The sequence below is a fragment of the Agathobaculum ammoniilyticum genome (assembly GCF_025567315.1).
Classification (GTDB): domain Bacteria; phylum Bacillota; class Clostridia; order Oscillospirales; family Butyricicoccaceae; genus Agathobaculum; species Agathobaculum ammoniilyticum.
Genome location: NZ_JAOQJE010000013.1, coordinates 16,937 through 37,076, shown reverse-complemented (window position 1 = coordinate 37,076; position 20,140 = coordinate 16,937). Strand labels below are relative to the sequence as shown.

The following is a 20,140-nucleotide window of genomic DNA, read 5'->3' as shown; positions in this document are numbered from 1 at the left end:
GAAACGAATGAAAGAACTGGCATTGAAATACGGCTGCAACCCCAACCAGAAGCCCGCGCGCATTTTTATGACCGAGGGCGAGCTGCCGATCGAGGTCCTGAACGGCAAGCCGGGGTATATCAATTTCTGCGACGCGTTCAACGCGTGGCAGCTGGTCAAGGCGTTGAAAAAGGCGACCGGCCTGCCGGCCGCGGCCTCCTTCAAGCATGTTTCGCCTGCGGGCGCGGCGCTGGGTAAGCCGCTGACCGACGTGGAAAAGCAGATCTATTTCGTGGAGGCTGACCACGAACTGTCGCCGATCGCATGCGCCTACATCCGCGCGCGCGGCGCGGACCGCCTGTGCTCCTACGGCGACTGGGCGGCGCTGTCGGATACCTGTGATGCGGATACCGCAGCTTATCTCGCGCGGGAGGTATCGGACGGTATTATCGCGCCGGACTACACTGCCGAGGCGCTTGAGATCCTCAAGACCAAGCGCAAGGGCGGCTACAATGTGGTTAAGATCGATCCGGACTATGCGCCGAAGCCGGTTGAGCAGCGCGATATCTTCGGCATCCGCTTTGAGCAGGGCTATAACGATTATGAGATCAATGAAAGCCTGCTCACCAATATCGTGACCGAGCAGAAGGAGCTGCCGGAAAGCGCCAGGCATGATATGATCCTCGCGCTGATCACGCTTAAGTATACGCAGTCCAATTCCGTGTGCTATGTGAAGGACGGTATGACCATCGGCGTGGGCGCGGGCCAGCAGAGTCGCATCCACTGCACGCGCCTTGCGGGCAATAAGGCGGATAACTGGTTCCTGCGCCAGCATCCCAAGGTGCTGGGCCTGCAGTTCAAGGAAGGTATCCGCCGTCCGGACCGCGACAACGCGATCGACGTATATATTTCGGACGAATACGAGGATGTGCTGGCGGAGGGCGTTTGGCAGAATACATTCGCGGTCAGGCCGGAGCCGCTCACCCGTGAGGAGCGCCTGGCCTGGATCAAGGGCAATGCCGGCGTCACGGTCGGTTCCGACGCATTTTTCCCGTTTGGGGATAATGTAGAGCGCGCGCGCAAGTCAGGCGTGCAGTATATCGTCCAGCCGGGCGGCTCGATCCGCGATGATAACGTGATTGAAACCGCGAACAAATATGGTATTGTGATGGCGTTCACCGGCATGCGCCTGTTCCATCATTGAGCCGGAGCAACGCTTCCGGTGCGGCGGTCTGGACGCTGGCTGCCTTTGCCGCGCAGATAGTGGCGTCCCTGTTCCTCAATGGGACGCTCCGGCCGGTCGGTATGCTGCTGATGGCGCTGTGCTATCTGATGAACGCATTTGCGGCATTCTGGCTGCGTTGCTGGGTCGCTTTGGGCGCGTCAGCGGTGGGTGCTCTGCTCACGGTGACGGTACCGAACGGTACGGATCCCGCATGGGTCGGCAATATGGCGGTCAACCTGCTGTTCCTGCTGTTCTACCTGCCGATGGAGCGCGATTTTGACCGCCGGCTGCGCGCAGCCGACGCCTCTGAGCAGACGCTGCGCCTGGGCCGCACCTGGGCGATGGCGACGCTTGTGCAGCGCGGCGCGTCCATGATGGGCTTTCTGCCGTATTTCGAAGGGCAGGCCGAGCTTTCGGTCCAGCAGGGCGCGTATACCGTGCTGTTCTGCGTGCAGATGGGGCTGGAGGTTGTGGCGCTGCTTGCGGCGGTGGTTTCCTATGCTTGGATGGTGCGGTATTTGTGGCGCGCGAAAACGCTGCTTGCGGAGGATAAAGTATGAATGTTCTCAAAAGCTATTACGCCTATCTGGGGATCGCGGCCGGCATTGTGATCAAGCTGGCGATGCTGGGCGGCACGGCACTGGCGGGCAACTGGATGCTGGAGCTGGTGGCGTATGCCGTGATCTCGGCGGGCGCGCTTTCCCAACAGCAGGCGTCTCCGTGGTTCCGGAGGGCGAGTATTACAGCGGATGTGCTGATCGGCTTTACGGTGGTCTGCGGGCCAGCGGTCCTGCCGCCGTATTGGGGGAATATCCTGGAGTATGCTTCGCTTGTGCCGCTTATTCTGCTCGGCTGCATGCTGTTGCTTGCGGCGGCGGACCAGATGCGCGCGGCGGGGCGGCAGGTCGTTCTGGAATGGGTGCTGGTGGCTGTATGGAGCACAGGGTATATCCTGTGGCTTGTCATGGCGTTCGACTGGCTGGAGGAGCCGGTGGTCGCGCAGGGGATCCGGATCGCCAGCATGCTGCTGCCGTTGGCCCATGTCGCCCTACTGGTGGATATGTTCCGCGCCCAGCAGCAATACATCCGTATGGAGGTAGATAAATCATGAAAGTTTTGGTAATCGGCGGCGGCGGCCGTGAGCACGCGATCGTCCACGCTTTGAAAAAAAGCCCCAAGGTAGATCATATCTGGTGCGCGCCGGGCAACGGCGGCATCGCGCAGGAAGCGGAATGCGTGGAGATCAAGGCGACCGATATCGACGGTGTCGTTGCGTTTGCAAAGGCACAGCGGCCGGATCTGGTGATGGTCGCGCCGGATGATCCGCTGGCGCTGGGCATGGTGGATGCGCTCGAAGAAGCGGGCATCCGCGCGTTCGGCCCGCGGAAAAACGCGGCAGTTATTGAGGGGAGCAAATCATTCGCCAAGGAATTGATGAAGAAATACGGCATCCCCACCGCGTCCTATGCGGTATTTGAGGATTCCACCGCCGCGATCGACTACATCAGGCGGAACGGCGCTCCGATTGTGGTCAAGGCGGACGGCCTGGCGCTGGGCAAAGGAGTAACGGTGGCAATGACAGAGGAAGAAGCGGTTGCCGCGGTCAGGGACGCGATCGACGGGCATGCGTTCGGCGGCGCGGGCGCGCGCGTGGTGATCGAGGAATACCTGACCGGTCCCGAAGTTAGTGTGCTGGCGTTTGTGGACGGGAAGCACCTGAAAACCATGCCGTCCGCGCAGGACCATAAGCGCGCCTACGACGGTGACGCGGGACCGAACACCGGCGGCATGGGGGCGTTTTCCCCTTCCCGTTTCTATACGGAGGAGATCGCGGCCGTTTGTATGGAAACGATCTTCCAGCCGACGGTCGCGGCGATGGCCAAGGAAGGGCGGCCGTTCAAGGGCGTGCTGTATTTCGGCCTGATGCTGACGCCCAAAGGGCCGAAGGTGATCGAGTATAACGCACGGTTTGGCGATCCGGAAACGCAAGCCGTGCTTTCGCGGCTGGAAACCGATCTGTTCGATATTTTCAATGCAGTGATCGACGAAAAACTGGATGAAATCGAAATCCATTGGGCCGACAACGCTGCGTGTTGCGTTTGCATGGCGTCCGGCGGATATCCCAAGGCGTATGAAAAGGGCAAGGAGATTACCGGCCTTGCGGATGTGAAGGATTCGTTCGTGTTCCACGCGGGTACGGCGGTCAGGGGTGGTACATTCGTCACCAGCGGCGGGCGTGTGCTGGGCGTGACCGCGGTCGCCCCCACGCTGGAGGAAGCAATCCGCAAAGCGTATGCGGATGTGGAAAAAATCCATTTTGAGGCGGCGCATTACCGCAGGGACATCGGCGTTAAATAAGCGATGCACGGCGCGGCAGGGAGTCCGCGCCGTGTTCCATAAGGAGAGATATAGGAATATGAAAATAGAGCAACAGGAACAGATATTGAGCTGTATGTCCGATGTGCTGAATCAGAACGGGTTCCGCGCGGAGGTAATGCGGCAGGAGGGCGCGCCGACGCTGCTGCGGTGCGAGGCTATGCGTCAGGGCAAAGTGGCCAAGGACGTTGTGATAGAATGCTGCTTTATCCCGATGCAGCTTCCGGCGGAGGATATGGGGCTGCTGCAGTTTTTCGTCACACTGTTCCAGGGCGCGCCGGATACGCATGAGACGCAGCTTCGCAAGGCGTGCGTCTACTGCAACGATTTCTGCGCGCTGGGTGCGTTCGGCTTTTTTGAGCAGGCGGGGCAGATCTACCTGAAGCACAATACCTTAGTGGATGGCTCGCTGAAGCTGGAAAAGATCATCCCGTTTATTGCGGATAATATTTCCGTGCTGCTGGCAGCGGTCACGCGGTTCATCGACGGGCTAGCCCAGATCGCTTACGCAGGTATGACGCTTGACGCGGTGATCGATCAGGAGCTGTTCCCCAAGCTGGGCTGAAACGGCTGCCGCAAAACATCGGATAAACGCGGAGAAACCGCGCGAAAAGAGAACCACAAAGCAAAAGCAGCCGGAAAGGCTGCTTTTTATTTGCGCACGGTTTGACGCTGAAAACGTAGAATAGAGATGTTTTTTGCGAATATCGGTCTTGTTTTTATAAAAATGAATAAATAGTCTTTTTAGAGTGCCGATATGATGCACGATAGAAAGCGGGAGCCGTGAAAAATATCCGCGCAGCGGGTGGCAGGGACTTTCCTCCGCGTCTGATTTCGGGTATAGTATAGTCATATCAGGGAAAGGGGCCGCGCCGCACGGCCAGCGACCTGGCTCGCGTTTTTTTTTGAACCAAACGGCAGGAGGCCGGCTCTTATTGACAGGTGTACCAAAACAGGCGGCGCATAAACCTAAAAAAATTTTTTGAACCGATTGCCGTTTTCGGTGCTCTTATTATCAGGTACACCGAAAACGGAGAAAGGACATTGCAAACATGACCGATGAAGAACTGGTTCGCCGGATGCAGCGGGGCGATATGCAGGCGTTTGACGAGTTGTATGCGCGCTATAAAAACGACGCCTACCGCGTCGCATGCCTGATTACGGGAAACCGTGCGGACGGTGAAGATTTGACGCAGGAGGCGTTCGTCATCTGCGCGCGGTCGATCGGATCGCTGAAAGACGGTGCGAAATTCCGACCGTGGCTGCTGAAAACGCTGTCGCGGGCAGCGTGGAAGTACTGCCGGAAAACCAAACGCGAGACACCGGTCGCGGAATTCTTTGAAACCGGAGAGGCGGAAAGCGCGCTGTCCGCCGTACTCCGCACCGACGAGCAGCGGCGGCTGTATGAAGCGCTGTATGCGCTGGATGAAAAGCGGCGCGTCGTGACGATTCTGTATTACTTTGACGACCTTCCGGTTAAGGAGATCGCATGCACGCTGGGCGTGACCGAAGGTACGGTAAAATCCCGCCTGTTTTCCGCCCGCCGCCATCTGCGGCAGGCGCTGACCGCAAAAGAGGGAAAGCCAAAGGAGGCTGCAATAAATGGATGAAATGAAGATGGACCGCACGATCAGAGAGACGATGAAGCAGTGTGCAGAGGGGCTGGAAGCGCCCGACAAGCTGAAGACACGGATTGATTTTGCGCTGAAGAGCGGAGCGCCCGCAGAACTGCGCCGCCGGCCCAAATGGGGCAAGCGTCTGGCAGCGGTATGCCTGGTGGCGGCAGTTGCCGTGACCAGCGCGGTCGCGGGCAGCGGCGTTGTAAGCTGGGGATCGAGTACCCGACTGGATAAGAACTGGACGGATTTCGAAAAAACAGCCGCCTATGTGCAGGAAAATATAGCGGGAGCGAAATATGTTGAGTCATTCTCGAATGGCTTCGTCTTTGAAAAGGGTAACGAGAGCACGACCGATAAACGGGACGAAAACAACCATACTCTGGGTTCGTTTACCGGTATTCAGCTCGATTATGAGCAGGATGGCGTAAAATTGACATTGGCTTTTGATCCGGTGCAGGAGGAAGGCGAGTATACCTCTCCCTACGATACGGTACGCACGGTGGCGGGTACCGAGGTACACTACCGCGAGATGAAGGGCATTTATTTGCCGGCTGATGGCAACAGCCAGCCCACGGCGGAGGAACAGGCGGCATTCGATCGCGGCGAGATCAATATTGCTTACGGTTCGGACGAGCGTGAGGAAAAGGTGTTTTACCGCGTATCGTGGATCGAGGGTGACATCGCTTATTCGATCTATACCTTTGACCCGGGCAGCCTGACGATGGATGATTTCTTCCAGATGGCGCAGGAGGTCATTGAGGCGTAAAAAAACAGGCAAACCGCTGTTGACAAGTCGGCAGCGGTTTGTTAATATATAGCTGTACTATTACATACAGTACAGATAATACACGAGGGTGAGGTGTATCCCATGAAAAAACGGTTGGCGGCATTCGCAACAGTGCTTGCGCTCCTGCTGCCGCTCGTGCCGGCGGAGGCGGCCGCGGCGGGCAGATACGGGCAGCACGGGTTTACCGAGGTAAAAACGCAGGGTACAGGCGAAGGAACATACCATCTGCTCCGGCATACGGATACGGGCGCACAGGTCGTCTGGCTGGAAAACGGCAGCGAAACGCGCGAGTTCGCGATCGGCTTCCGAACCCCGCCGGAGGACAGCAAGGGCGCGAACCATGTTCTGGAGCATTCCCTGCTCAACGGAAGCGAGCAATATCCTCTCAATGACCTGATGCATATTCTGCGCAACAGCTCGGTCGCGCAGGAACTGAACGCGTATACGAGCGAGGATTATACCACCTATGTTTTCCGCACCGAGGCGGAGCAAGACTTTTATAATCTCGCGGATATTTATACGACGTGTGTGCTGTTCCCGCTGCTGCGCAGCGAGCCGAATATTTTCAAGCAGCAGGGTATCCGCATCGAATATTCGGACGGAAAAGCGCGATATAACGGTATTGTGTACAGCGAGCTGCGGCTGAAAAGCCTGGATACAGACCAGAATTCGCTAGATTTTGTATCCGATAAGCTGTATGAAAACCTCTATGGCGACTCCCCAGCAACATTTGATTCCGGCGGCGCGATACCGGAGCTGCTTGACCTGACCTATGAGGACGTCATGTGGGTATACGACACCTATTACCGCCCATCCAATATGCTGGTATATACGGCGGGAAAGCAGGATATCGGTAAAACGCTCAAAATGCTGGATGGATATTTGAATAAAACAGACAAAGGTGAAACGCCGGCTGTGACCATCCAAGCACAGCCGATCGCGCAAGCGCAGATCGTACAGGAGTATAATGTGACCGGTTCCACGCAGACGGTGGACATCGGCTTTATGGCGCATGGGCCGAGCATCCTGGATACAGGGAAGATGGAGGCCTGGGGCGCGATGCTGACCTGTCTGCAGCGGCAGCTTGGCGAGGCGTTCCCCGAGGCGCTGCCCTATACGGTGGGCGGCAATGCGGGCGGCATCTACAATGTCGGCGTGATACTGTCCGAGGTGCCGGTGGAGCAAAAGGATGAGGTGGTTTCGGTATTCCAAAAGCTGCTGGAGGATGCGGCGCAAAACGGCTTCCCAACCGCGTTACTGGACGAAGCGCTTGACCAGCAGCAGAAAGCGCAGCAGTTTGCACGGGAAGAGGTGTTTATGGGCTTCACCTATGCGGGGGACCCCTTCGCTTGCATCGACCGATCGGACGTTATTGCGGATTTGCGACAGGATATGTCATATTTTAAGTCGCTTGCGGCAGAATTGAGGGACAGCAAGTTCCAAACAATCGTCATCTCCGGCAATGGCGCGGCTAAGCACTCCATCCCCGAACCGCGGCTGGACGCGGCCGGATTGGAGCAGGTGAAGCGGGACACCGAGGCGTTTAATGCTTGGCTGGACCAGCCGGATGATCCAGCGGTACTCGCCAAACTTCCCACACTCGACCTGAACGCCTTTTCAGAGGACCCGTTTTCCATGGAACAGACGAGCCAAACCACGGATGGCGTGACCTGGTATTTCAATGAGGCGACGGATACGGAAGCGCCGGCATTTTCTCTTTATTTCCCAATCGAACTTCGGCAGGAGGAAGCCTCCGTATGGTGCCTGCTGTGCGAATATCTGAACGATCAGTTCGAGGAGGCAGGGCTGTCCCTTTATACCGGAATGTCTTCGGGCGAACGGTATGACGCACCGGATACGCTTCAGCCTGCATTCGCCCTCGGTGGCGGTGTGGAAGCCGGAAAGGCCGCGGATGCGGTACAGGCGGCGGCAGAGCTGCTGCGCGGGCAGCCGTTAGCGGATGCGGCTGCGTTCCGTACCTTTCTGACCGAACGGAGAGACAGCCTGCGCGCACAATATCGGGATCCGTATTACTATGAATACAGCATGATGCTACAATCCAGCACCCAGGCAAACCGCTTCATGGACCGCGTTCCGGCGGGGTTTGTCGGCTCGTCTATGTCTTATAAGGCGTTTATTGAGGAAGCGGCGGCAAACGAGGGCGGGGACGCCGCGCTGCTCGAACAGATGCGCACCCTGCTGGAGCGTGTACTTCAGCGCACAGGGGTGGTCGCGGAGTTTACCGGAAGCCGCGCGGATTTTGAAGCGTTCCGGCGCGCGGCTGCGGCATTTGTCGCGGCGCTGCCCGCGGGAACAGGCATATCCTCCTGCGAATGGATTTCCGGCGGATGGCCGAGCGCGCTTGTGGTATCCTCAAACACGCAGGACGCCAACCATGTCATGCTGACCGGCCAGTTCCGCACGCCGCCGGAAAATATGGCGGTTTACGATGTGCTGGGGCCGCTGCTGACTGCGAAATACATGCTGCCGGAGCTGCGCGACAAGCGCGGCGCCTATGGCGCGAGCCTGCTGTTCGATGCAAACGGCGTTACCATGGTTTCGTCAGGCGGCGTGAGCGTGGACGAGGCGGTGGCGGTGTTCCGCGGGGCGGCGGATTACCTGCGGTCGATGCAGCTTGCGCCGAGCGAGCTGGCGGGCTTTCAGGTAAATGCGGTCAACACCTTTGACATGGACGCGGAATGGTCGCGGGCAAGCGGCTTGGGCCTGGCACGGTCCGGACACACCCAGGCGGATTATGCGGCGGAACGCGCGGCGATCCTTTCCCTGACCGAGGACGACCTGAAGGCCTGCGCGGATGAGCTGGAAGCCATGGTCGCACAGAACCGCGTATTTGCGCAGACGACCAGGGCGGCGGGAAAAAACGTACAGTTTCCGTTTGCCGCGCGGGTGGATGCGGCCACAGGCAAGGTCACGCCGCTGCTCAAGACGAATATCCCAAGGTCGGATGATACGGCGCCGGTCACGCGCGGGGAGGCGGCGGTGCTGCTGGCGGACAGCCTGACCGATCAGACTGCGGTGGAGCAGCCCGAGCTGGCGCGGTTTGCAGATGTAAGCCCAGACAGTGCGCACGCGGCTGCGCTGGCGCGGCTGCACGACCGCGGCCTGCTGAACGGCTATGCGGATGGCAGCTATCAGCCGGACGCGCTCCTTACCCGCGCGGAATTCTGCGTGATCGCTTCCACGCTGTCCGACAGCGATTCCACAGCGGGGGCGCCCGTGTTTACCGATGTATATCAAGGCTATTGGGCGCAGGCGGCGATTGAAAAAATGGCGGCGCAAAACATCCTTCAAGGGGATGGGGACGGCCGTTTCCGGCCGGAGGAGCCGATCACCGCGCAGGAGATCACCTTGATTTTGCAGCGCCTTTCTGCGATGAATCAGGGAGAATAAGAGGAAAAACAGAACAAAAAGCAGAAAAGCGTCCGTATGGACGCTTTTCTGCTTTTTAAAACCGCTCGCAGTAGCCCTCGCCGCCGTTGGCCAAGGACTTGAGCGCCTGCTCGGACCGCTCGTTCGGGTCGTCCGCAATGGAAACCGCGTCGGTCAGCGTCTCCTGCGTTTCCCGCGGCAGATCGAAGAACCGCTCCATCGCGCGGGTGTTGTGTCCCATCTCATTGAGGAAAGAAAAGGGGATATCCGCGGAGACGCGCTTTTTCTTTTCATTTCGTTCCATTCGTACCGCTCCTTTCGATTGCAGTATGTGCCGGAAGCATGATATAATACGGATACAAACCGGAAAAAGGAGCGCCGTGAGGAATGGAGCTTATTAAAAATAAAATTTATCGCTGCCAGATCAGCGATTATACCGCGGATGGCACGGGGTTCGCCAAAATCGGGGGACGCGCGGTGTTTGTCCCGCGCACCGCCGTGGGCGACCAGTGTGACGTGCGGCTTGTCAAGGTGACGAAAAACGTTGCGTTTGGCCGTGTGGAAAAGCTGGTTGCGCCTTCCGGCACGCGCATAGAACCTGCCTGTCCGGCGGCGGGACGGTGCGGGGGCTGCTGTTACCAGCACATCACCTACGAGGAGGAGCTGCGTGCGAAGGGGAAAAAGGTGCGCGACGCGCTGACTCGTATCGGCGGGCAGGACGGAAGCAAGCTGCTTGGCATTACCGGCGCGCCCGCTACCGTGCATTACCGGAACAAGGCGCAGTATCCGGTCGGACGGGATAAGGAGGGCGGTATCGTCACCGGCTTTTATCGGTCGCGCAGCCACGAAATCGTGCCGGTCGAGCGCTGCCTGATCCAGTCGGAAACAGCCGACCGCATTGCTGCGGTTGTACGCTCCTGGATGCAGGAGTTTGACGTGCCGCCGTATGATTACGGTGCAAACCGCGGTGCGGTGCGGCATATTTACGTCCGTGTAGGCGAAAAGAGCGGCGAGAGCCAGTTGACACTGATTACGGCGACACGCAAGATGCCCGCGCTGGAGGTACTCGTGAGCCGCCTGCGTGAAAGCGAGCCGGCGCTGACCGGTATTTTGCTTAACCACAACCAGCGCGGCGACAACGTAATACTCGGCGACCGGACCGATGTGCTGTGGGGGGAGGCCATGTTGGAGGACCGGCTTTGCGGACACTCCTTCCTGCTTTCGCCCGAGGCGTTTTATCAGGTTAACCATGCCCAGGCCGAGCGTCTGTACGCGTGTGCGGCGGACTTTGCGGGGTTGATGGGAGAGGAAACCGTGCTGGACCTGTACTGTGGCGCGGGGACGATCACGCTGACGCTGGCGGAACGGGCGAAAACCGTGATCGGTGTGGAGATCGTGCCGGAAGCGGTGGAGAATGCCAAAAGGAACGCGGCGCGGAACGGAATGGAAAACGTGGAATTCCTGTGTGCGGACGCAGGGCAGGCGGCGCGGCAGCTTGCCGGACGCGGCATCGATGTGCTGGTTGTCGACCCGCCTCGAAAGGGCTTGGACGAAGTAGCGCGAGACGCGATCCTGAAGATGCTGCCGCCGCGTGTGGTGTATGTATCCTGCGATCCGGCCACGCTCGCCCGCGACGTTGCGGAGCTGTGCGGCGCAGGTTATTGGCTGGAAAGGGCGCAGGCGTTTGACATGTTCCCGAGGACGAGCCATGTGGAGACGGTATGCCTGCTGCAACGATGAAAACGGAAAGAGGGGCTTTCGCTTTGCACCAAAAGGGAAAAGCTATGAAAGTTTATTTTGACAAAGAAGGGCTGATAGAAAGCCTAGAATTTTATCGTGATAACAATGCACGATATTTTTTGTTTTTTAGTGTCAGTTCGGTATATCCTTTTGTCAAATATGAAGAAGAACTGGCAGAAATAAATGATTACTGCCTGTTTGTATTATGCCAGCTTGAGAACAAATTAAAGGCGCTGATTGCTGAGTCGGAAGGCCGGTTTGAATTGGTAAAGGGTTACCGGCGCCAAAGGGAATACACGGTGGAAGAACTGGACGTTTTTTTTGATCCGGCATATATGTTTTCGCCAGTGACTACTTGGGAAAATCTTTCCCACGATATTAACAAAAATACAATGCTGCTGTTGCTTCTTTCATATTTGGAGTCCTCGCTCAATGAAATTGCACAATGGTTTTGTGAGGTATGTTCGATTCCTTTGGGAAAGAAACAGAAAGGAACCAACGAAATTGCGTTTTATATTCAAAAAATAGGCGAGTGTTGTCAGTGCGATTTAACAGAAACGCTGCAGAAGGAATTGTTGTATTTGGGCAGAGTAAGAAAAATAAGAAATCGGTTTGTTCATAAAGCGTGGGAGCAGGAGGAGGAGCAATACGATCAGTTTTATCTGTGTGACGTATTTCGAGTCGTGTCGATGATTTTTACCCAAATAGAAAGGGCGGCGTGCCATAAAGGAATCATTGAGGAAGACCAACTGTTCTCCAAAGGATAGAAATTTGTCCGTGTTGGAGCAGGAAAGGCATATTGTCTTCCAGAGAAAAGCCCGAGACGCGCAGAAATCAGAAAAGGCATGGCTTCGCCATGCCTTTTCCGTTATCCATTTAAGCAGCCGTTGCCGCCCATAAGAGCAGTCATCTCCTCGATTCGCTCCAGCGGGAACGGTGGTTCACACAATGGCTTCATGGCAATCGACATCAACTTCATCGGATTGTCATCCGCAGCCACCCGGTTGGAATGGAGCGTGCCACACCGGCGGCAGCGATGGATAACCGCCCATTCCCTGTTTTTGCGCACCCACACTGCGACGGGGTCCATGACGCCGCCGCAGTCTGCGGTACGGTCGCCGGGTTCATCGTCCAGATGCAAGCTTGACAGGCAGTTCGGACAATGGTTGCGGTGACCGCTGCCTGCGCCGACGGAGACGACCGGCCGCCCGCATACGCGGCAGGTAAAGCTTTCGGCACAGGGATGGGTTTTATAATAACCCTTTTCATACATTTTTCGTTTGTTTTCTCGGTTCATGGTTTGTTTGTCCTTTGTTATAAAATGATGGTTTCGCTTTTAGGACAACAAAAAATGGCCCGGGACGACGGGCCATTAAACTGTTCTGCTGAATAGATGGGGACGACAACATGCAGCCGCCGAAAAACGGCGGCAACGAAAAGGTTGCCCAATGAAAGGCAGGCCCGACTCTGTATCCGTAAAATCAGCACAGCAAAAAGCCCATCGTCTTGCGATGAGGAATTTTTGTCATCCTGTTATTTACGGATAGCCGACATCAAGCCACCACCTCTACTTTAATATTCTATCATAAGTATAGCATAAACAAAGCCGTTCCGCAAGGTTTTTTGCGGCGCCTGCTTAGCAGGTTGGGGAGCGCTTGCAGAATCCTATGTAGGTCATCCGAGCGCAACGTCAAGGATCATCATTACCAGAAAGCCAGCCATTACACCAAGTGTTCCAGGGTGGGAATGCTCTCCAAGGTGTGCTTCCGGGATCAGTTCCTCGACTACAACATACAGCATCGCGCCCGCGGCTGCGGAGAGCAGCCAGGGCATGAAAGGCGTAAGCTGCGCTGCAGCCAAAACCACCAGCACGCCGAAAATCGGTTCCACTACACCGGACAGCGCGCCGTAGAGAAAAGCGCGCGGGCGCGACAGCCCCTCTTGCTGCAATGGCAGAGACACCGCCGCGCCCTCGGGAAAGTTTTGGATGCCAATGCCGAGCGCCAGCGCACCGGCGGCCGCGATCAGGCCGGCCTCTCCGTTGTGCTGTGCCGCGCGGGCGAACGACAGGCCGACCGCCATACCCTCCGGTATGTTATGCAGCGTTACGGCGAGCACGAGCAGCGTGGTGCGCCGGAAAGAGGAGGGCAGCCCCTCGGCTCGGACGGCACCGCTGTGCAGATGCGGGAGCAGGCCGTCCAGCGCGAGCATGAGCAGAATGCCGAGGATAAAGCCGCCGGCGGCAGGGATCCAGCCGATCCCGCCAGCCGCCTCGGCCTCTTCAATAGCGGGGATCAGCAGGCTCCAAACCGAAGCCGCGATCATGACGCCAGCCGCAAAGCCGAGGAAAATACGCTGCAGCAACGCGCTCGATTTGCGGCGCAGGAAAAATACCATAGCGGCCCCCAGCGAGGTCATCGCAAAAGTAAAACCAGTGCCGGCCGCCGCCCAAACCAATGCTTGTATCATAAAAAGGCCTCCTTTCCGGATGGAAGTATGATAAAAAGTCCGTTCTGATAATAGAAAAGTTTATTGACAATTATAGTTAGCGAAAACCAACTACAATTATAGATATCCATGCCAAGACTGTCAAGGCAATGTCTGCCGCCTGAATATGGAGCGAATGCGTATACTTCATTATACATGCTTCGCGCACCCGCCGCAAGAGGGAGATATAGGGGATGGCGGGCATATTGGCGGAAAGGCGTCGCGGCTGCAGGGTCGTGCGGCAGGCGCCTTTTCCTTGCTGGTTTGCCGGTCGCTGTGGTATAATAAAAATAAATGCTATAAGGAGGAACCGAATATGCCGGTGTCACGGGAAAACGTTTTATATTTTGATCCCAACAGCGGGGAACAGGCCGCTGTTTTGAAATCCATCCTGGTACGGATGGGGGTGCGTATTCGAAATGTCGCGCCGGAGGCAGCAGGACAGACGATTGGCTGTCTGCTTGGCCGCAAGGGGTTCGATGCGCGCGAAGCGCCGGAGACGCCGGCGCTGGCTGAGCCCGTGCTGGTGCTGGATGGTTTTACGGATAAGCGTCTGGAGATCCTGCTGCGTGAAATGAAAAAGAACGGCGTATCCATCCCGTATAAAGCGGTCGTGACAGAGACGAATCTGGGCTGGCTGTTCCACCAACTGTATGACGAGCTGGCGGCGGAGCATGAGGCGATGAGCAAATGATCGAACGCGAGATAGCAGACTTTGATTTGGAGCAGATCGCTCGGTCGGGACAATGCTTCCGCTTTCGGGAGCTGGGGGAAAAAAGGTACTCGGTCGTTGCGGGAGGGAAGTATATCGAAGTCTGCCAGGAAGGGCGGCTGGTGCGGTTCGATTGTTCGGAGGAAACATTCGAGTCGGTCTGGCGAGGATATTTTGACCTGGATGCGGACTATGGCAGGTATAAGCGGGCGGTCGCTAAGCGGGACCAATACCTACAGCGTGCGGTTGCGGCGGGATGCGGGCTGCGCATCCTACGGCAGGAGCTGTGGGAGACCATCGTGTGCTTTATCATATCCCAACAGAACAATATCGGGCGCATCACGAAATGCGTCGAAAATTTATGTTCCCTTTTTGGGGAAATCTGCTATAATAGGAGTGGACAGGTATACAATGCTTTCCCGACGGTCGAACGCCTTGCCGCCTGCACGCTGGAGGAGTTTGCGCCCATCCGTCTGGGCTATCGGGCGAGATACATACTGTCCGCCGCACGGCAGGTTGTATCGGGCGAAGTAGACCTGGAGGCTGTCCGGCATATGGACTATGCCCATGCCCGCACCGAGCTGATGCGACTGTCCGGAGTGGGGCGCAAGGTAGCGGAATGTATTTGCCTGTTTGCGCTGCATCATATCGATGCGTTCCCAATCGATACGCATATCCGGCAGGTATTGGATGCCCACTATCCCAAGGGCTTCCCGTTAAAGCGCTATCGGGGATTTGCGGGCGTTATGCAGCAGTATGCATTTTATTATGAACTTGTGACAAACTGAAGCAAAGGAGTGTAGGAATATGGCGGTTTTAACCATTACAAAGGATAATTTTGAACAGGAGGTACTGCAGTCGGACAAGCCGGTTCTGCTCGATTTCTGGGCGAGCTGGTGCGGCCCGTGCCGCATGGTTTCTCCAATTGTGGACGAGATCGCGGAAGAGCGCGCGGATATTAAAGTCGGCAAAATCAATGTGGACGAACAGGGCGCGCTCGCGCAGGAGTTCGGCGTAATGAGCATTCCGACACTGGTCGTAATCAAGGACGGCCAGCCCGCGAATAAAGCGGTCGGCGCGATGCCCAAAGCCAATATTCTTGCGCTGCTGTAAAAAAGAAAACGGAAACGGGAATTTCCCGTTTCCGTTTTCTTATCAGCCGTCCGGACGCGCGCCAGAAACAGCGTTAAGTGGGGATATCGCCGAGCCGGTAGATTGTCAGGGAAATGTTGCTGTAAAAATACGTGCTTCCGCTGCCAATGACCCGCAGCGTGGCAGGGGCGGAGGAAACCGCTACCGGCGATGTGAACGCAATGCTTACAGTTTCGGTCGAAGTGTGGAAGTTATGCGATGCGGAAGCGCCAGCGACAAAGGACCCGTTTAACTCAAGCGTAAAGCTGATATTATAGGGGAATGTCACACCGCTTCCAGGCGCCATGCCGCCGTCAAAGACCACGGCATAAACGCCGGGATGGTTGATGGTGAAAATTGCGCTGTTGAGCTCGTGCGAGATGGAAGTGCCGTAGGAAAGTGCGTTCCGGTCAAAAATCAGGGCGTTATTTTCTGTGCCGCCGGGGTGCGAGGGGATGGAATAGGCGGATAACAGGTTGACCGTCGCACCGCTTTGGCCATCCTGCCCTCTGGGAATCGTAAAATCGAGTACAGCGTCTTTTTCCGTACCCGAGTTGACGACGCTGGCTTCGGTGCCGGGATCTCCGGTGGTAACTGTGCCGACACGGACGGTGGCGGCATCGCCATCTTCACCGGTTGGGCCGGTTGCACCCGTGGGACCAGTGGGGCCGGTTGGTCCGGTTGGACCAGTTGCACCCGTGGGACCGGTGGGTCCAGTTGCTCCGGTGCCAGTTGCGCCAGTCGGGCCTGTGGGACCTGTTGCACCTGTGGGACCGGTCGGCCCAGTCGCACCGGTACCCGTCACGCCCGTAGGTCCGGTAGGTCCGGTCGCGCCAGTTGGACCGGTTGCACCCGTGGGACCAGTGGGTCCAGTTGCTCCGGTGCCAGTTGCGCCTGTCGGGCCTGTGGGACCCGTTGCACCTGTGGGACCGGTCGGCCCAGTCGCACCGGTACCCGTCACGCCCGTAGGTCCGGTAGGTCCGGTCGCGCCAGTTGGACCGGTTGCACCCGTGGGACCAGTGGGTCCAGTTGCTCCGGTGCCAGTTGCGCCAGTCGGGCCTGTGGGACCTGTTGCACCTGTGGGACCGGTCGGCCCAGTCGCACCGGTACCCGTCACGCCCGTAGGTCCGGTCGGTCCGGTCGCGCCAGTCGGCCCCGTGGGGCCAGTAGGTCCAATTGCGCCGAAGCCGGTAGCACCCGTGGGACCTGTCGGTCCGGTAGCACCGGTGGGGCCGGTCGGCCCTGTCGCGCCGGTGGGGCCGGTCGGGCCGCCGGCGGGCCCTGTTGCGCCTGTTGCGCCTGTCGCGCCTGTTGCGCCTGTCGCACCCGTCGCGCCCGGGAAACCTCCCGGCCCCTGAGGACCGGTCGCACCCGTAAAGCCGCGCGGCCCCATCGGACCACGTTCGCCGCGATACCCGCGCGGGCCTTCAGGTCCTGTCGGGCCTGTGGGACCGGGCGGGCATTGCTGGCCGCCGCATGTGCCGCCGCAGATCTTATCCATCCACTTGTCGGAGGAGCAGCCGGAACCGTCCCGTCCAACAAATTGTGAGCGATCGTACATGTCTTTCTTCCTTTCGGGAAATTTGCCGGATAATATCATTCGGCACTGCATTCTATGCGTGGGGGCGGTCTCCGGTCACTCCGCACCGGAGGCGCGCTGCGCAAAATACCGGCGGTTGTAGGCGACTGCGGGGGAATCCGGCCAGAAAGCCGCGGCATGCTCGTTCCATGCGGCGGCTTCGTCATGCTGCCCCAAGTGGTCGCAGCACACGCACAGCCCCAGACAGGGGATATACCCATAGCAGGAAACCTGCACAAAACCGCCCCGTTCTGTCCTGCGCGGCGCACGCAAGGCGGTTTCGTACCAGAACCTGGCCAAGGCATAATGCTCCTCCTGCAATTCAAGCGCGGCGAGCGCACAGCAGGTTTCCCCGCGCGGTTCATCCATGGAAAAGGACAGAAGCAGGGCGGCTTTCGCTTCGTCCCGTTGCCCGAGCGTGCAGAGGCAGTCGGACAGGTTGCGGCAGGCCTCTATCCGGTTTTCGGGCCAACCGTCCGGACGGGATAGGAAATCACGGAACGCAGCCACAGCCGCGTCCCACTGCTGATGCGCCATCAGCTCGCGCGCATAATAAAACTGCTCGCGCGCGGTCAGTGTTCCTTTTTCGGCGCGCTGCTTTTCATAAATATCAAGATTGCGGCGGCTGTCTGTTTTCCGCTCCTTGCGGTGTTCGACAGCTGCGTCCGCATACAAAATGCGTCCTTGTGGGGTGATGCACTCATGCACCGCACCCTGCCAGGTAAATCCGGCTGCCCGCCGGAGCAGGCGCTCCCGAAAATAAACAAACGTCGGCTTGCCCTGCGGGTCGAACGCCACATGATAGGGAAGCATGACAACGTCGGCGGCTGCTTCCGCAAGCTGTTGCTTGAGCGCGGCAAAGCCCGCGCGGCTCTCCGGCGGTATCACATCGTCCGCGTCCAGCCACAGGATATAATCGCAGCCCGCCTGCGCGAACGAATAATTGCGCGCAGCAGAAAAATCATTGCACCAGGCAAAGTCCAGCACCCTGCCGTATTGTGACGCGATGGCCCTGGTCTGGTCGGAGGAACCAGTATCGACAATAATGATCTCGTCTGCGATCCCCTGCACGCTGTCCAGACAGCGCGCCAGCACCGCCTCTTCATCCTTCACGATCATGCAAAGACTAATGGAAACCATAAAAAAACCCTCCCGCGCAGTCTATGCTGCGCGGGAGGCGGGGGACAGCGCACGGAGCGGAAAAGGGGAAGCGCGACGGTCAAAAATCGTGACGGAAGCCGCCGCTGCTGCCCAGATGCTCCAAAGTGGAAATGACAAGCTCGATCTGTTGAAAGCATTCCGGATCGGAAAGGCTGTCGTCGCGGATATAGCCCTTGATCCGGTTGAGCGCGCGGTAATAAATAGAATCCATCAGCTTATTGACGTCCACTCCGATGAGGGACGGGAATTCCACGCGGATATCCTGCTTGGAAAGGACCTCGCGGAATACCTCCAGAAATAATTCGTTTTTCTCCAAAGCAATCACCTCAAGACTATTATAAGGGAAATACCCTTCAAAATCAATAAGGAATATATCCTTGAGCCATACTTGCTTTGAGGTGAATAGCATGTATGAGCATATGAGAGGGATGCGAAACGACAAGGATATGAGTCAGAAACAGGTGGCTGATTTGCTACAGGTGCATCAAACAACATATTCAGACTATGAGTTAGGCAATATCAGCATTCCAGCACAACAATTAAAACGTCTTGCTGAATTTTATGATACCAGTATTGACTATCTGCTGGATTTTACAGATGAGCGAAAACCCTATCCGCGCAGGAAAGAATAAAAGGAAACGGCACCACCCTCCCTTTTTTTCGTGTTGCATGACTTGGTTTTTTGGCGTTTTTGATGCTTGTTTAGAAAAATAAAAATGCGTTTCAAAAACACTCAAAACCCGCGCCACGTCTTGATGAAATGAAAAAAACCGCACAGCGCTGAACATCATTGCGCGGCACCTGCTGACCAGCGACAGCGGCATCTATTGTTCCAATGTCGAGACGAGCTGCTGGGGCGACAGGGATTAGACCGTGATCTGCATCCGGCCCGGCAAAATCCCGGTTTTCGATCTGGGAGCAGGGTACAATGCGGATAGGTAGGAACAGCGCGGCATGGCTCTTGCTGCAAGTCAGTGTGGTCTGCGGGCAACTGCCGTACCATGCGCCCAAATTGCTCGGAAGCAATTATGCGCGCACACAGGATGCGTTTCAGAAGCTATGCCGCGCGGGGTATCTGGAAGTTGTCAAGGCACCAGGGCACAAGAGCTTTTTCGTTACAGATTCCGGATTTGAAGCCTATTGCCGCTTGAGGCAAAAAGACCGTAGGAAGTCGAACGCTTTCATCTGGGACAAGCCGACGGGCACGCACAGCATCGAAAAGGCGGTTCGGCGCAGCCGCACCAACGAGGCGCGGCTGTTCTTCGTCCTGCTTTGCAGGCGCAAGTATCAGACATCCTTACAGATTAAGCGCGAACAGGAACGACAGGCTGTCCGCAGCACAGACAGCCTGAAATATTCCCGGTTTGTCGGCTGCATCTATGATGAAGAACGTTTTCTCCATCTGGTGTACCACTTCGGGAACGGCAACCAACGGCTCAATCCCAACGGCGAGAAAAACGCCGCCGTGCGGCTGGTCGGGGCAATGATGTCGTTTGAGAAAGTGATCCTCGTCGAAACGCCCGAAGCGATCGCAGACATTCTGGAATATTCGCTCTGGGCGCTGAAAAAGGCTCCACGTTCACTCCGGCATATGAAGATGAACTCCATATTACATGGGAGGACAACGCAATCCTGCTGCCGTTGGATGGGTTGGCACAAGCCCTTGTGCAGCACTTTGACCGGAAGGGCTGGTGCGTTACCATTGCGCAGATGGAAGAGCAGGAGGAAGAAAAGGCAGGCATTACACTATCCCTTCTTCATGGGCAATGGATGGAACTGCTGGAGTATCTCGCGCAGGAGCCTGACCCGGAAGCGCCGGTGCGTATTATCGCGTGGGATTTTCAGCAGCCGGTGCTGCGGCAGCGGGGTACGCTGCCGACAAAAGCGCGGGTCGGGGTGTGACTGTTACAAGCGAAATAACAAAGCGGTACGGGATGCTCCGTACCGCTTTGTT

Annotated in this window: 21 protein-coding genes; 15 read left to right on the top strand and 6 right to left on the bottom strand. The window is 57.3% G+C overall.

The genetic code is table 11. The annotated features are described in order from the left end of the window. Positions 1-7: 7 nt before the first annotated feature. The 8 genes from OCV66_RS12570 (at position 8) to OCV66_RS12535 (ending at position 9,397) form a co-directional block, all read left to right on the top strand. Positions 8-1,183: a phosphoribosylaminoimidazolecarboxamide formyltransferase gene (locus OCV66_RS12570; RefSeq protein WP_054328058.1), complete on the top strand. Its 1,176-nt coding sequence runs from the start codon at positions 8-10 to the stop codon at positions 1,181-1,183. Beyond that, positions 1,180-1,764: a hypothetical protein gene (locus OCV66_RS12565; RefSeq protein ID WP_147574481.1), complete on the top strand. Its 585-nt coding sequence runs from the start codon at positions 1,180-1,182 to the stop codon at positions 1,762-1,764. Before OCV66_RS12570 ends, OCV66_RS12565 begins: the two co-directional genes overlap by 4 nt. Beyond that, positions 1,761-2,315 (top strand): hypothetical protein, encoded by a 555-nt coding sequence (locus OCV66_RS12560; protein WP_147574480.1) that lies wholly within the window; start codon positions 1,761-1,763, stop codon positions 2,313-2,315. The genes OCV66_RS12565 and OCV66_RS12560 overlap by 4 nt, the downstream gene beginning before the upstream one ends. Further along, on the top strand, positions 2,312-3,562 hold the full coding sequence (purD, locus tag OCV66_RS12555) for a phosphoribosylamine--glycine ligase (protein WP_054328055.1): 1,251 nt from the start codon (positions 2,312-2,314) through the stop codon (positions 3,560-3,562). Before OCV66_RS12560 ends, purD begins: the two co-directional genes overlap by 4 nt. Positions 3,563-3,620: 58 nt before the next feature. After that, complete coding sequence (locus tag OCV66_RS12550) at positions 3,621-4,145, top strand: hypothetical protein (protein ID WP_147574479.1); 525 nt, start codon at positions 3,621-3,623, stop codon at positions 4,143-4,145. A gap of 487 nt (positions 4,146-4,632) precedes the next feature. Beyond that, the gene (locus tag OCV66_RS12545) at positions 4,633-5,190 is read left to right on the top strand and encodes an RNA polymerase sigma factor (protein ID WP_147574478.1); all 558 of its coding nucleotides are present in this window, start codon (positions 4,633-4,635) and stop codon (positions 5,188-5,190) included. Beyond that, a complete protein-coding gene (locus OCV66_RS12540; protein ID WP_147574477.1) occupies positions 5,183-5,965 on the top strand; it encodes a hypothetical protein in 783 nt (260 codons plus the stop codon). The genes OCV66_RS12545 and OCV66_RS12540 overlap by 8 nt, the downstream gene beginning before the upstream one ends. Positions 5,966-6,067: 102 nt before the next feature. Then, positions 6,068-9,397: an S-layer homology domain-containing protein gene (locus tag OCV66_RS12535; protein WP_147574476.1), complete on the top strand. Its 3,330-nt coding sequence runs from the start codon at positions 6,068-6,070 to the stop codon at positions 9,395-9,397. 55 nt (positions 9,398-9,452) lie between these two features. Here the strand turns inward: OCV66_RS12535 and OCV66_RS12530 are convergent, their stop codons facing one another. Next, entirely contained in the window at positions 9,453-9,680 is a 228-nt protein-coding gene (locus OCV66_RS12530) for a hypothetical protein (RefSeq protein ID WP_054328049.1), read from the bottom strand. 83 nt (positions 9,681-9,763) lie between these two features. Between OCV66_RS12530 and rlmD the strand changes: the two genes are divergently transcribed. Beyond that, positions 9,764-11,116 carry a 23S rRNA (uracil(1939)-C(5))-methyltransferase RlmD gene (rlmD, locus tag OCV66_RS12525; RefSeq protein WP_054328048.1) on the top strand — a complete coding sequence of 451 codons (1,353 nt, stop codon included), beginning with the start codon at positions 9,764-9,766 and terminating at the stop codon, positions 11,114-11,116. Next, entirely contained in the window at positions 11,098-11,883 is a 786-nt protein-coding gene (locus OCV66_RS12520; RefSeq protein ID WP_147574475.1) for a hypothetical protein, read from the top strand. The genes rlmD and OCV66_RS12520 overlap by 19 nt, the downstream gene beginning before the upstream one ends. Before the next feature lie 101 nt (positions 11,884-11,984). Here the strand turns inward: OCV66_RS12520 and OCV66_RS12515 are convergent, their stop codons facing one another. Then, the gene (locus OCV66_RS12515) at positions 11,985-12,413 is read right to left on the bottom strand and encodes an RNHCP domain-containing protein (protein WP_054328045.1); all 429 of its coding nucleotides are present in this window, start codon (positions 12,411-12,413) and stop codon (positions 11,985-11,987) included. A 377-nt stretch (positions 12,414-12,790) separates the two neighbouring features. Further along, the gene (locus OCV66_RS12510) at positions 12,791-13,585 is read right to left on the bottom strand and encodes a ZIP family metal transporter (protein ID WP_107631845.1); all 795 of its coding nucleotides are present in this window, start codon (positions 13,583-13,585) and stop codon (positions 12,791-12,793) included. A gap of 334 nt (positions 13,586-13,919) precedes the next feature. On the opposite strand from OCV66_RS12510, the gene OCV66_RS12505 reads away from it, so the two are divergent. From OCV66_RS12505 to trxA, 3 genes are read left to right on the top strand one after another with little or no spacing between them, the layout of a single operon-like run. After that, complete coding sequence (locus OCV66_RS12505) at positions 13,920-14,297, top strand: DUF3783 domain-containing protein (protein ID WP_054328044.1); 378 nt, start codon at positions 13,920-13,922, stop codon at positions 14,295-14,297. Then, on the top strand, positions 14,294-15,103 hold the full coding sequence (locus OCV66_RS12500) for a DNA-3-methyladenine glycosylase family protein (protein ID WP_054328043.1): 810 nt from the start codon (positions 14,294-14,296) through the stop codon (positions 15,101-15,103). The genes OCV66_RS12505 and OCV66_RS12500 overlap by 4 nt, the downstream gene beginning before the upstream one ends. Positions 15,104-15,122: 19 nt before the next feature. Then, positions 15,123-15,428 (top strand): thioredoxin, encoded by a 306-nt coding sequence (gene trxA, locus OCV66_RS12495; protein ID WP_054328042.1) that lies wholly within the window; start codon positions 15,123-15,125, stop codon positions 15,426-15,428. Between the two features lie 73 nt (positions 15,429-15,501). Here the strand turns inward: trxA and OCV66_RS12490 are convergent, their stop codons facing one another. The 3 genes from OCV66_RS12490 to OCV66_RS12480 form a co-directional block, all read right to left on the bottom strand. After that, positions 15,502-17,007, bottom strand: a complete 1,506-nt coding sequence (locus OCV66_RS12490) for a collagen-like protein (RefSeq protein ID WP_456237156.1) — start codon at positions 17,005-17,007, stop codon at positions 15,502-15,504. A 75-nt stretch (positions 17,008-17,082) separates the two neighbouring features. Beyond that, positions 17,083-18,165 (bottom strand): glycosyltransferase family 2 protein, encoded by a 1,083-nt coding sequence (locus OCV66_RS12485; protein WP_147574474.1) that lies wholly within the window; start codon positions 18,163-18,165, stop codon positions 17,083-17,085. Positions 18,166-18,244: 79 nt separating this feature from the next. Continuing rightward, the gene (locus OCV66_RS12480) at positions 18,245-18,502 is read right to left on the bottom strand and encodes a hypothetical protein (protein WP_054328521.1); all 258 of its coding nucleotides are present in this window, start codon (positions 18,500-18,502) and stop codon (positions 18,245-18,247) included. 91 nt (positions 18,503-18,593) lie between these two features. Between OCV66_RS12480 and OCV66_RS12475 the strand changes: the two genes are divergently transcribed. Together OCV66_RS12475 and OCV66_RS12470 are read left to right on the top strand one after the other, a co-directional pair. Further along, positions 18,594-18,818 carry a helix-turn-helix domain-containing protein gene (locus OCV66_RS12475; protein WP_107631850.1) on the top strand — a complete coding sequence of 75 codons (225 nt, stop codon included), beginning with the start codon at positions 18,594-18,596 and terminating at the stop codon, positions 18,816-18,818. 1,018 nt (positions 18,819-19,836) lie between these two features. Next, the gene (locus OCV66_RS12470) at positions 19,837-20,088 is read left to right on the top strand and encodes a hypothetical protein (RefSeq protein ID WP_107631851.1); all 252 of its coding nucleotides are present in this window, start codon (positions 19,837-19,839) and stop codon (positions 20,086-20,088) included. Positions 20,089-20,140: the final 52 nt, after the last annotated feature.